This window comes from Cyclobacterium sp. 1_MG-2023, from assembly GCF_030546805.1.
GTDB lineage: Bacteria > Bacteroidota > Bacteroidia > Cytophagales > Cyclobacteriaceae > Cyclobacterium.
On the sequence record NZ_JAUOPC010000031.1, the window covers coordinates 1 to 12,651 of the forward strand.

General features: G+C 39.1%; 11 protein-coding genes and 1 rRNA gene. 10 read left to right on the plus strand and 2 right to left on the minus strand.

Going from position 1 to position 12,651, the window contains the following annotated elements:
• Positions 1-547: 547 nt before the first annotated feature.
• A complete protein-coding gene (locus tag Q4534_RS23670) occupies positions 548-1,756 on the minus strand; it encodes a histidinol-phosphatase (RefSeq protein ID WP_303615638.1) in 1,209 nt (402 codons plus the stop codon).
• A 157-nt stretch (positions 1,757-1,913) separates the two neighbouring features.
• On the opposite strand from Q4534_RS23670, the gene Q4534_RS23675 reads away from it, so the two are divergent.
• The 4 genes from Q4534_RS23675 (at position 1,914) to Q4534_RS23690 (ending at position 6,660) form a co-directional block, all read left to right on the plus strand.
• Positions 1,914-2,360 carry a DUF2383 domain-containing protein gene (locus Q4534_RS23675; protein WP_303615639.1) on the plus strand — a complete coding sequence of 149 codons (447 nt, stop codon included), beginning with the start codon at positions 1,914-1,916 and terminating at the stop codon, positions 2,358-2,360.
• A 163-nt stretch (positions 2,361-2,523) separates the two neighbouring features.
• Entirely contained in the window at positions 2,524-3,858 is a 1,335-nt protein-coding gene (locus Q4534_RS23680; RefSeq protein WP_303615640.1) for a pitrilysin family protein, read from the plus strand.
• Between the two features lie 19 nt (positions 3,859-3,877).
• Positions 3,878-5,926: a pitrilysin family protein gene (locus Q4534_RS23685; RefSeq protein WP_303615641.1), complete on the plus strand. Its 2,049-nt coding sequence runs from the start codon at positions 3,878-3,880 to the stop codon at positions 5,924-5,926.
• 17 nt (positions 5,927-5,943) lie between these two features.
• Positions 5,944-6,660 carry a peptidase, M16 family protein gene (locus Q4534_RS23690; RefSeq protein WP_303615642.1) on the plus strand — a complete coding sequence of 239 codons (717 nt, stop codon included), beginning with the start codon at positions 5,944-5,946 and terminating at the stop codon, positions 6,658-6,660.
• A gap of 62 nt (positions 6,661-6,722) precedes the next feature.
• On the opposite strand, the gene Q4534_RS23695 is transcribed toward Q4534_RS23690, so the two are convergent.
• Positions 6,723-8,366, minus strand: a complete 1,644-nt coding sequence (locus Q4534_RS23695; protein ID WP_303615643.1) for a M61 family peptidase — start codon at positions 8,364-8,366, stop codon at positions 6,723-6,725.
• Positions 8,367-8,483: 117 nt separating this feature from the next.
• Here Q4534_RS23695 and rpmH point away from each other — a divergent pair, with 117 nt between their 5' ends.
• From rpmH to Q4534_RS23725, 6 genes are all read left to right on the plus strand, one after another.
• On the plus strand, positions 8,484-8,642 hold the full coding sequence (gene rpmH / locus Q4534_RS23700; protein ID WP_014019965.1) for a 50S ribosomal protein L34: 159 nt from the start codon (positions 8,484-8,486) through the stop codon (positions 8,640-8,642).
• Positions 8,643-8,686: 44 nt separating this feature from the next.
• On the plus strand, positions 8,687-9,061 hold the full coding sequence (gene rnpA / locus Q4534_RS23705; RefSeq protein WP_303615644.1) for a ribonuclease P protein component: 375 nt from the start codon (positions 8,687-8,689) through the stop codon (positions 9,059-9,061).
• Positions 9,058-10,719 carry a S41 family peptidase gene (locus tag Q4534_RS23710; protein WP_303615645.1) on the plus strand — a complete coding sequence of 554 codons (1,662 nt, stop codon included), beginning with the start codon at positions 9,058-9,060 and terminating at the stop codon, positions 10,717-10,719. Before rnpA ends, Q4534_RS23710 begins: the two co-directional genes overlap by 4 nt.
• Before the next feature lie 230 nt (positions 10,720-10,949).
• Positions 10,950-11,639, plus strand: a complete 690-nt coding sequence (tsaB, locus tag Q4534_RS23715) for a tRNA (adenosine(37)-N6)-threonylcarbamoyltransferase complex dimerization subunit type 1 TsaB (protein WP_303615646.1) — start codon at positions 10,950-10,952, stop codon at positions 11,637-11,639.
• Entirely contained in the window at positions 11,636-12,148 is a 513-nt protein-coding gene (locus tag Q4534_RS23720) for a DUF2480 family protein (protein ID WP_303615647.1), read from the plus strand. The genes tsaB and Q4534_RS23720 overlap by 4 nt, the downstream gene beginning before the upstream one ends.
• 430 nt (positions 12,149-12,578) lie before the next feature.
• Positions 12,579-12,651, plus strand: a 16S ribosomal RNA gene (locus Q4534_RS23725); the annotation flags it as partial.

The following is a 12,651-nucleotide window of genomic DNA, read 5'->3' on the forward strand; positions in this document are numbered from 1 at the left end:
GAATTGCGGAGCCACAGAAAGGATTTTCAAAACCTTAGCGTCTTAGCGCCTTTGCGCGGATCATTCACAAATTAAACATTGAAAGCTGCACGCAGAGTCGCGGAGTCGCAAAGAAGTATTTTAAAAATCTTAGGGCCTTCTCGAGAGCCTACTCTAGGCTGGTCACTCAAAATGACGAAAATTCTCAACTTTCATACTTTCCCAAAATTAAAATAAACGTTAAGAGTTTCGCACAGGATGGGGGAGCCACAGAAAGGATTTACAAAACCTTAGCGTCTTAGCGCCTTTGCGAGGATCATGCACAAAGTAAACATTGAAAGCTGCACGCAGAGTTGCGGAGTCGCAAAGAAGTATTTTAAAAATCTTAGGGCCTTCTCGAGAGCCTACTCTAGGCTGGTCACCCAAAATGACGAAAATTCTCAACTTTCATAAAAGGGGACACTAGGAGTAGATTGCATCTACTCCTTCCTATCTAACGGAATCTTCAACTCCTTTTAAGTCTGAATAATAAATAACCTAAGGGCTAGTTTAATGTACTTTCTGAATTCTACTCAGGCCTTACCGGTTGAGTCCAGGCCAGTTGATTCTTCATGTTTTCAACTGGGTTGTGCTGGGGCTCGGAGGAGGTGATTTTGCATCGTACAAATAGCAGATCAGCACTTAGCTCAAATGACCCGGCATTGCCTTCAACGGTCTTTAATACCTGGGTGTCTTTTTCACCTTCTTTACAGCCAATAAACTCCAAGGTATAATTTACCCCCTCTTTGGGAAGGGCCGCAACCTCCAAAACATTGTTTTCATAGCTAAGCTTTTCCAATTCCACGCCTGTGGAAGCATAAAAATCTCCTCTTTCCAAAGCCTCTACTATAGTGCCGGCTTCCAATGAATCTGCCTGAACAACAACCCAGCCTCTGCCGGAATTACTAAATTTCGCGCCTTGTTTGTGGTAATTGTGACTGTCATCTGTTGCCAAGCCAAAAATCAGTGGTTGGCCCTTTTCTAAATAAGCGATATTGATAAAATCCCACATGGCTTCATAGCCAATTCTGGTTGAATCTCCTAGATTATGAACCGCAGGATGCCCGTTATAAACCTCAAAAAACCGTTCGCCTTTTAGCCGGATCATGTCTTCAAGCGTAATGGCCCAAATGAAGTTTGGATGATTGATATGCACCATCATTGGTTTGCCAGAGGTTTTTCGTTGCTCCAAAACCGCATTGATATTGTTTTGCAGCACTTCAACTACACTCCCACCTTCCATGGGGGCAATTAGTCTTTCCAAGTTGGTAATATTGAGGTGCAGGGGCTTTCCTTCAAAACCGGCAGAGATTTCCTGAGCAGGAATCATGATGAATTTTTCTTTTTCCTTATAGCGAGGGCCATATTCTTCGAAAGTCTTCAATTTCACTTTCAGCTCTTCATCCTCCTGAACATATTCCACCCAATCCTCACCGTATTCTGAAAGGTAGTTCTGAAAAGCATTTCTATAGAGACTGTCGGCGCTAATGGATTTCCATTTTTCACCTTCTTGGAAGATATTGTGATCAGATAGTGCAACAAATTGATAACCCTGATCTTTGTACCACTTCATGATTACTTCCGGAAACTCATCTCCATCACTCCAATAAGAATGGGTATGCAGATTGCCTTTGTACCACTTTTTGCCAGATGCTTCTTGGCTTGTTTTTTGTGTACAGGAAAAGTTAAAAAAGAGACTAAAGCAGATAAGTGTTACCGGTATTGATAAGGCTTTCATTTGGTTTGGTGGCTAGAGGTTTTTGAAATTAAGCTAAAGCAATATATTCATTGCAAGCCTAAAATCAAATTGGAGCCAAAGCTAATCTACCGTCTGATAGGAGGGATAAAAGCATTTTGATATATTTAACCTTTCAAACGTGCATTTTAAAATTTATATGGCCAATCAAACTAAGTTAATTAAATACCTGAATCTGCTACTTAAAAATACTTACGATGGTATAAAAAGTTATAAGGATGCTGCCAGAAATGTGGAAGAAGGGTCCATAAAGGATTTTTTTATTGAGCGTGCCAAAGAAAAGCTGGTTTTGAGAGATGCGATCAAAGAGGAGATTTACCTTTTGGAAGGGATTCCTGTAGAAGAAGGGAGTTTAATGAGTTTATTTTCAAGGTCTTGGAACAATTTCAAAACTTCCTTGGATCACGACAATACCAAGGAAATAGCCAAATATTGTCTTGAAGAAGAGAAAAAACGGGTGGATGAATTCGGAGTATTGTTACGAAATCCTGAACTTGTATCTGAAACTTTTTATGCAGCTCTGGAGGCTCACAACGAAAAAAACCTTGCTGCCATAAAAGCGTTAGTAGAGCAGGTAAAATCCTAAGCGTTTAAATAAAGGTTAAATTTTATTTAAATGTGTGTTTGCTGAATTATCTTTTGAATTATTTGGAATCTATAAGATAAAAAGCATGAATTATTTAGGGTTAATATTAATAAACTCGAAAAATTGATAGTGAATACAGCAATTTTACTTTAAAAATAAACCTATGAAAAAGCATTTAATTTGGCTGGTTTGTGTGTTTCTGGTGCAAACTACGGCTTATAGCCAGACAAAGATTGATTTTAGGGAATTTACCTTAGACAATGGGCTTAAGGTAATCATGCACAAAGACAATAAAACGCCCATAGTCGTGACTTCTGTGATGTATCACGTAGGCTCCAAAAATGAGGATCCTGAGCGTACAGGTTTTGCTCATTTCTTTGAGCACCTACTTTTTGAAGGATCAGAAAATATTGATAGGGGTCAATATACAGACTTGGTTGAAGGCAACGGAGGTGCTTTGAATGCTTTTACCAGCAATGACATCACCTATTACTATGAATTGATGCCTTCCAATTATCTTGAACTCTCCCTTTACCTGGAAAGCGAACGGATGTTGCATGCAAAAATTGATGAAGTAGGCCTAGAAACCCAAAGAGAAGTAGTCAAAGAGGAAAAACGTCAGCGCTATGACAATCAGCCTTATGGGACCATTTTACCGGAAACTTTGGTACGGGCTTATAGCGAACATCCGTATCAATGGGCACCCATTGGATCTTTGGACCATCTGAATGCTGCAAGTCTGGATGAGTTTATGCAGTTTTATAAAGATTTTTATGTGCCAAACAATGCGATCCTTACCATTGCGGGAGACATTGACTATGAGCAAACTGAGGAATGGGTAAGGACATACTTCTCTGAAATCCCCAAAGGAAAGAAAGCCATTTATAGGCCCAACATAGAAGAGCCAAAAAAGGACGAAGAGATCAGGGATATTATTTATGACAATATCCAAATACCGGCAATTATTCAGGCCTATAACTTACCACCAAAAAATCATCCTGATGCTTATGCCATGGAAATGCTCTCGACTTATCTCACAGGAGGGAAATCTTCGCTGATGACTAAGGAGCTTGTGGACAAGCAGCAAAAGGCTTTGGTAGTGGCAGCAATACCCCTTGATCTTGAAGACGGAGGCATTTTTATTATGTATGGCATTGCCAATATGGGGGTAGAACCTGAGGATCTTGAGAACGAAATTGATGTATTGATTAAGCAAGTGCAGGAGGAAGGAATATCTGAAAAGGATTTTCAGAAATTGCAGAACATTATTGAAAATGACCTGGTCAGCAAGAATTCCTCCATCGAAGGAATTGCCCAAAACCTTGCAGAGGCAAACTTATTTTATGGCGATACTGAATACATCAATAGAGAATTGGAAGTATACCGCAAAGTAAACAGGGAAGACATACAACGTGTGGCCAATAAGTACTTGACCCTAGATGGAAGAGTGGTATTGTATTACCTTCCTAAACCACAGGAAACGGCTCAAAACGAATAATAACCCTAAAGCTAGAAAAATGAAGACTTTATATATATTTCTTTTTGCTGCATTCATTACCTTCGGAACATACGCACAAGTTGATAGGAGTGTCTTACCTCCTCCCGGTCCGGCCCCAAAAATTGAATTTACAGATCCTGCCACTTTTACCTTAGACAATGGCCTAAAGGTATTTGTTGTGCCAAATAATAAGTTACCGAGGGTAGCATTTTATCTAATATTGAATAGGGATCCCTTATTTGAAGGAGACAATGCCGGACTAACCGGTTTTGTGGGGGACATGATGATGGCCGGGACCAGCTCCAGAACCAAAGAGGAACTCGATGAGGAAATTGATTTTATTGGTGCCTCTTTAGGTGCAGGGTCCACCTCCCTGTCGGCTTCATCTTTGAAAAAACATCAGGGAAAGGTACTTGAATTGATGACAGATGTTTTATACAACCCTATTTTTCCTCAAGAAGAGCTTGATAAGCTAAAAAAACAAACCCTCACATCTTTGGCTTCTTCTAAGGATGATCCGGATTATTTGGCTGGCGTGATCTCTAATGCCCTGGTATATGGTAAAGAGCATCCTTATGGTGAAACAATGACCGAAGAAACGGTTGAAAATGTAAACTTAGAAGATGTAAAGGAATATTACCGGACTTACTTTAAACCCAATATTGCGTACTTGGCGATTGTGGGAGATATTGATGACAAAGAAGCCAAAACTTTGGTGAACGAATACTTTGCTTCTTGGGAGAAAGAAGAAGTGCCCAATTTTGATTATCAAAAACCTGAGCTTCCGACAGAAAATAAAGTGGCCCTTCTGGATCGATCCTCTGCTGTTCAATCAGTAATTAATATTGCCTTTCCGGTTGAAATGCACCTTACTAATCCGGACTATATGGCTACCAGGGTTATGAATTTTATTTTGGGAGAGGGCTTTAATTCCAGGTTGAATGGGAATCTACGGGAAACCAAGGGCTATACTTATGGGGCCAGATCAAGCTTTGGCTCTGATAAGTTAATTGCCAAGTTTTCTGCAGGCACCTCTGTAAGGAATGAGGTTACTGACTCTTCTGTTTATGAAATGATTTATGAAATTAGAAACCTAAAGGAAAATGGCATTACAGCCGAAGAACTAGCAATGGCTAAAGCCAACCTTAGTGGTAGGTTTGGAAGATCGCTTGAAAATCCCAATACCATTGCCACCTTTGCTATCAATATCGATCGGTATGATTTGCCGGATGATTTTTACAGTAGCTACTTGCAACGATTGGATGCACTCACCGTTGAAGACATAAATCAAGTTGCAGCCAAATATCTAAAGCCTGAAAATATGTACATTACTGTGGTAGGGAATGGGGCAGCTATAAAAGAAGGATTGGCTCAATTTGGAGAAATCTCCATGTACAATTATAAGGGGGATGAAGTTCAAGAAATTCAATTGTCTGATGACAGCAAAACTGCCTCTGATGTTATTGCAGGCTATTTAAAAGCAGTGGGCGGTGAAGCTGCTGTGGAAGCGATCAAAACGGCAAAGCTTGAAATGACTGCTGAGGTTCAAGGGACAAGATTGGAAATGATGGCCATCCACGATATGGAAAACCAACGCTTGGCACAGCAGGTAGTAGTAATGGGGAATGTTGCTTCCAAAACATTGGTAAAAGATGGCAAAGCTACTGTCACCTCAATGGGTAACTCTCAAATATTAACCGATGAGCAATATGAGGATGTCAAGATGGCTTCTTTGTGGTTTATTCCTGAATTGTATTACGAGAACATGGGTTATACCCTAAGTTTGGATGGTGCTGTGGACATGGATGGAGAGTCTGCCTATAAGGTGATTGTTTCAAATCCTACCGGAGGACAGGTAATCAATTATTATAGCATAGATTCCGGTTTGAAGTTGAAAAGTGAAAATCAACTTTCAGGAGACATGACTTACCTTGAATACCAAGAATTTGATGGTGTATTGGTTCCTGTTAAAATATCTATTAATAGCCCTATGATACCTGTTCCCCTAGAAACTCAAGTAGATAAAGTTGAATTGAATGTGACCCTTACTGAAGAAGATTTTAATTAATTATATCCATGCTATTAATGAGAAAGCCTATTTTTATTTTGTTATTTGTTCTTTATTCTGTGTCGCAAAGTATCTATGCACACACTACTTTTAGAACAGAACCATTGCCTGAGAAAACCCCTCAAGAAATCATTAATGATTATATTGATGCCATTGGAGGTGCTAAGAAAATTTCTGCTGTTAAGACCATAATATTGGTGATGGAGGCAGAAATACAAGGAATGAAAATTGAAATTGACACCAATAGAGACATGGAAGGCTTGCGCCTAATGCAGCAGATGGTAGTAGATGGGAATGTAATGCAAAAAACTGTTGTGAAGGATGATGAGGGCTATATGAGCATGATGGGGCAAGTCAAAACCCTATCAGAGGATGAGTTGGCAACCCTTAAAACAAATATCTATGCTTTTCCGGAATTGCACTATGAGGACATGGGATTTTCTGTAACCAGAGGCGAAAATGCTACTATCAATGGGGAAGAGGCTTACACTTTAATGGTGACCAATTCTGCAGGGCTTGAAAGCAAGGAATACTTCAGTATTTCCAGCGGGCTAAAATTAAAGATGGTCGCTGAAGTAGCAGGAGATATAATTTTTGATGACTACAAAGAGGTGGACGGGATAATGTTTCCTATGAAAGTAACCATCTCTAATCCTATGCTACCTGTACCTATGGAAACCCATGTAGTTTCTATTCAGGTAAATGAGACGCTTGACAATTCTTTGTTTGAGTAAAGAGAAGGGCTAAATCCCCTTCCCTTTACTTTGTGAATTAACTTCTTGATTTTTCCCGCTTTTTATTGGTTGATAAACTGGCTGAAGGCCGATGAATTTCCTATGCTATTCACTTTATAGCTACCATAGAATATTTCGCCATCGGCAGGTAAATTGATATTGAGGTTTTTCCCCCATCTTTTCACCTTTAGCTTTATTCCTTCCTCAGTTACTTCATAGGACAATATTTTATCTTTGATCATTAGCTTTTTGAAGGCCGGTGATTTGGGATGGATTTTTAGCAGTTGGCCATTTGGGTCGGTTACTATCCCATAGTCACTTTGCAAAGGTGCTTTGGCAGCTCTTTTTTGTACACTTAAACCTATGAGAGGTAGTAGGTTTTGCAGCAAATCAAACAAATTGCCTGTATCCCGAACATACTGTTCGAAAAATCTTTTCATTTCTTCCCGATCACCTGCGAAATCAAGCACCGCCTGTTCGAAATCCTTTAATTCATAACCAATGCCTGTTTTGCCATAGTACTCCCACATCTTGTACATGACTTGGTGCATTCGCTTACCATTTTGCATCAGCATGATATCCATTGCCAATACAAGGAGAGCCCCATGGGTGTAAATGCTAACTTTTTTGTCCGGAATGCCGGCTTTGTAACCATCCAGCCAAAGATCCCAGCTCGAGTCTACGATGGATTGATTCTGCCAGCCTAGGCTTTCAAAGCTCCTCTCCATCAATTTTTCTAAAACCTCGAAGTATCTTTTTGTAGAATAATAACCTGATTTTAACAAATAAAAATCCCCCATAAAGGTTGTAACTCCTTCAGCGATAAGTCCCTCCTTTAGATAGGCTTCCCTTGAGAAATCATAAGGCTGTATTGATTTTGGTCGAATTCTGCACACGTTCCAAAAATGATAAAGTTCATGGGAAGAAATCCCCATCAACCTGTCCAAGCCTTCTTCCTTGGCAAATAACCGGTCAGGCCCAAGGGTGATCACTGTGGAGAATTGGTGTTCCACTCCATGATAATGGGGAAAAGGGAGCATGTGAATGATAAAATGATAGTCCTTTGCAGGAAAATCTCCCATGTCCTCGATTTGCTTTTCGGTATAATGGCTGAATTCCTTTAAAACTGAGTCCCAATCAAAATAGATTTCCCCATGCACCCAAACATGGAAATTGGTTGATTTCACTTTATAAATTTTGTGGTGCAAGTTTTCTGCAGCCAAAATAGGGCTATCTACTAGTTCCTGATAATTGCTTGCCAATAAGAGGGTGTCATCTACTAGGGGTAATGCACAGGCAACTTTATAACTTTGCGGAAGCATAAGTTTCACTTTTATTTTTTCATCTGTTCTACCGGAAATGGAAAAACAAAGGTTGATAAAATTGATATAAACTTGCTCAGGATCAAGCCAAGAGCCGCCAGCATCCAGTTGTGCGGCATGAAAAGAATAAGAAATTTTATAGTTTCCATATTTTGCGGCAAAAAATGCCCAAGCATCTTTTGTTTCTTTTTCAGCCACTATTTTTCCATCGGGTCCGGACACTTCCAATTTTCTAATAAACTGGGCGTAATTGGCTATTTCGTATCTTCCGGGGCGCCATGCGGGCAATTGGAGCTGGATTTTTTCTTCTTTTTGGCATATAAATTCCAGCTGAATTTCCAGAATTTGTGAAGCGGGTATGGGGGTACTTATGGTATATTTCATGAATAGTATTGAAAAGGTCTTAAACAAAAGTAAGCCACTGGTTTGTAAATAAAAAAAACCTCTCTATCTTTGCAATCCTTTAAAAAACGAGAATTAAGCGATTAAAATATAGCAATAATGAAAAGAACATTTCAACCTTCCCGCAGGAAAAGAAGAAACAAGCACGGTTTCAGAGAGAGAATGTCCACTTCTAATGGCAGGAGAGTACTTAAAGCCAGAAGAGCTAAAGGTAGACATAAGTTATCAGTATCTTCTGAGAAGACACTTAAGAAATAATGCCCGATTGCATTTGTATGGAATAATTTATTAAGCATTATTTTATGGATTGTAAATTTTCAAAAGAAGAAAGATTACATTCCAAAAAGTTAATAAAGGAACTTTTTGATAAAGGTTCCTCTTTTTTTTTATATCCCTTCAAGGTATTGTATCTTGATGATTCGCGGGTAACTAACAATCAATTATTGGTATCTGTTTCCAAAAGAAAGCTGAAAAATGCTACAGACAGAAACTATATTAAAAGAAGAGTTAAAGAAGCTTACCGTCTCAACAAGCATCTTTTACCTGCCACACAGGAGTCAAAAAAACTTATCGCCTTAATTTACGTTTCAAAGGACTTGATGGGGTTTCATGACATACAACCAAAGGTCATTAAGATCCTAAAAAAATTACCTGAAGCAAAACCATCTCAAGAATGAAAAATTATTTTTCCCGTAAAAGGCTTTTCACTAGCCTTGCTGTTGTAGGAATAGCTGGTTTGATGCTTTCTTTTTATCCCAAAAATGATAAGCTTTTTGAACTGGCCAAGAACCTGGATATTTTTGCTTCATTGGTAAGGGAGCTTGACACCTATTATGTGGATGAAATCGACCCTAATGAATTGGTGACTGTTGGGATCAACGCCATGTTGGCCGAACTTGACCCCTACACTGAGTATATTCCTGAGGAGGAGTCGGATGATTTTAGGGTTTTAACCACCGGTGAATATGGTGGGGTAGGTGCATTGATAGGTAACCGATTGGGAAAAAATATGATCATGATGCCTTATAAAGGTTTTCCTGCCCAAGTTTCAGGGTTGAAAGTTGCCGATGAACTATTGAAAGTAGATACCGTCAATGTGATCAATAAAAACACCAGTGAGATTTCTAAATTGCTAAAGGGGCCGGCCAATACAGAAGTAAACGTAGTGGTCAAAAGAGGAGTGGATACTTTGTCAGTAAAGCTCACCAGAAAAAAGATCGTCATAAGTAATGTGCCATATTATGGCATGGTGGAGGGAGAGACCGGCTATATTAAGTTAAGTGATTTCACTACCAATGCTGCTCAAGATGTGGCTTTGGCTCTGCAAGATTTGAAAGCCCAAGGGGCAAAAAAATTAATCCTAGATGTAAGAGATAACCCCGGAGGGATATTAATGGAAGCGGTAAACGTGGTCAATATTTTTATTCCGAAAAATAAAGAAGTGGTTAAAACCATCGGGAAATTGGACAAAGTATTGTCTGAGTATAAAACCAGTTCCTCACCTATTGATAAGGAAATCCCGCTTGTAGTGATGATCAATGAACGTAGCGCTTCTGCTTCGGAAATTGTAGCAGGTGCTTTACAGGATTATGACCGAGCTGTATTGGTTGGCAGGACTTCCTTTGGCAAAGGATTGGTTCAAAGTACCATTCCTTTGGCTTATAATTCTCAGGTTAAACTTACCACAGCCAAATACTATATTCCAAGTGGAAGGTGCATTCAGGCCATAGATTATAGTATAAAAGATGAAGACGGAAATGGCAGTTATGTTCCTGATTCATTAAGGCAAGAATTTCAAACCAAAAACGGACGGACCGTATATGACGGGGCAGGGATAGAGCCTGACATAGCGTTAGACTCCAGAAGTTTTGCTCCAATTACCTATAGCCTAGTGACCCGAAGTTTGGTTTTTAGCTTTGTGAGTGAATTTGCTTTGGAAAATGATTCAATAGTAGCTCCCAGATCATTTGAAGTCAGTGATGAACTGTATGCTTCCTTTGTAGATTGGTTACAGGATAAAGAATATGATTACATTACTAGGGTTGAAAAAACCATAGAGGACCTAGAGAAATACGCTGAAAAGGAAAAGTATTTTGATGACATCAAAGAAGAGCTTGAAAAGCTTAAAAAGAGTGTAAGCCACAGCAAAGAGCAAGATTTGATAACCTTTGAAGATGAAATCAAAGAAGCCCTAAAAGATGAAATCGTTTCTAGGTATTATTATCAAAAGGGTGTTATAGAAGCCTCTTTGGATCAAGATCCGGAGATTGAAAGTGCTTTAGAGGTTTTTTCCGATGCTAAGCAATATGAAGCTTACCTTAGTCCTTCAAAGTAAACCTAGCCGGAAATAGTTTTAACCCTATCATTGAGTTAAGCGGGAATACGTTCTCGAAGTAATCCATTAAATGGATAGAGAATTTAAAATGGTGGGTGCTTAAGCTTACTTTGCCAAATATCGGTTACACCTTTGAGATGTAGCCTTTTGTTTTTCCATAGCTGCAATGGGAGCACGCCGTGGGTTTCCACTTTGTTGATAATGATGCTGTTTTTTTAAGACATATATATATGAGCAAAATCCTTTCTATAGAGACCTCCATTGCTGTTTGTTCTGTTGCAATTCATGAGGATGGTGAGCTTCTTGCCCTCTCAGAATTGCATCAAGACAATGTGCATGGGAGCAAGTTGGTGCCACTGATTAAAAGTTTGATGGCAGAAGCTGGTTACAGCCCGGGGAGTTTGGATGCCATAGCAGTTGCCCAAGGCCCCGGTTCTTATACCGGCCTTCGCATAGGCGTTTCTACGGCCAAGGGCTTGGCCTATGCCCATGATTTACCTTTAATTGGTGTAGATAGTTTGGATGGTCTTGCTGCACGGTTGGTTGGTCAAGTTGAAAGGGGTTCCTTTATTGTACCCATGATTGATGCCCGGCGAATGGAAGTGTATGCCAAGGTGCTAGATGAAAAGGGCGGAACCTTGGTTCCCTTGAAACCTGTAATTTTAGAGGAGGGGGTTTTTGATGAATTTTTGGATTCCGGATTGGTCTATTTTTTGGGCAATGCCAATAAAAAGACAGAAGTTTTCCTGAATCATGCCAATGGAAGGTACATTGATATGGTTAACTCTGCTGAAGGCTTGGGGAAATTGGCTTACCAAAAATTTATGAACAAGGATTTTGTGGATATTGCCTACTTTGAGCCGAACTACTTGAAAGAGTTTATGGTTTTAAAATCAAAGAAGAACCCATTATTGTCATGAGTGAAATAATTAACAGAGTAGCCAATAGTCCTATTGTCACAATAGATTTGGAAACCTATTATTTGGTAGGAGATCGAATAGTTTTTGATTTGGAGCCTTTTTTATTCCAAGGTTTGGTAGTTAAAGAGAAAGAGTTTCGTCAAAGCTTTAAAAATCTTGACTGGTCTTTATATAAAGACAAATTGGTGGCAATTACTTGCTCTACTGATGCCATAATTCCTAAATGGGCTTATATGTTGGCCATGGTAAATTTGCAGGCTGTGGCAAAGGAAGTGATAATAGGTAGCATTGAAGATTTAGAAAAGCATCTTTTATACAGTGCCATCAACAAGCTTGATGTGAAAAATTTTGAAGACAGGCCGGTAGTTATAAAAGGCTGTGGTAAGTTGTCAATTCCTGACTATGCCTATGGGGAGATTGTCAAGAAAGTGATGCATGTGGCAAAAAGTGTGATGTTTGGGGAGCCTTGCAGTACTGTTCCTGTATACAAAAGGCCAAGGTCAAATTAAATTGAATAAATATCTGACTGTTTTTGAGTAGGTTAAAAGATATTCATCAATAATTTTAGATAAGTGTTTGGCATATTCATAAAAGAGCCCTATGTTTGCATTCCCAAATGAGAGACGCTCGCGGGAAAAGGCAAAAAGGCAAACAAACTTTTGTTGAAATTTGAAAAAAGAGAATAAAATTTTATTTAAAATTTTCTCTCAAATGTTTTAAAACATCAAAATTTTGTTTTACATTTGCAAACCTGTTTCGAAAACAAGCTTTCAAAAAGCGAGAATGAGACACAGCAAATGGACAAAAAAGTTGTCCAAGAAAAGTTCTTTGAAGTAGTGTAAGATAGTTAAAATTAAAAACCTGACGGTTCGATTTAATTCGGATATAGAATAATATAGATTGATCAATCTTTCGAGATTGAGAGATCACACAAACTTTACAATGGAGAGTTTGATCCTGGCTCAGGATGAACGCTAGCGGCAGGCCTAATACATGCAAGTCGTACGGGATT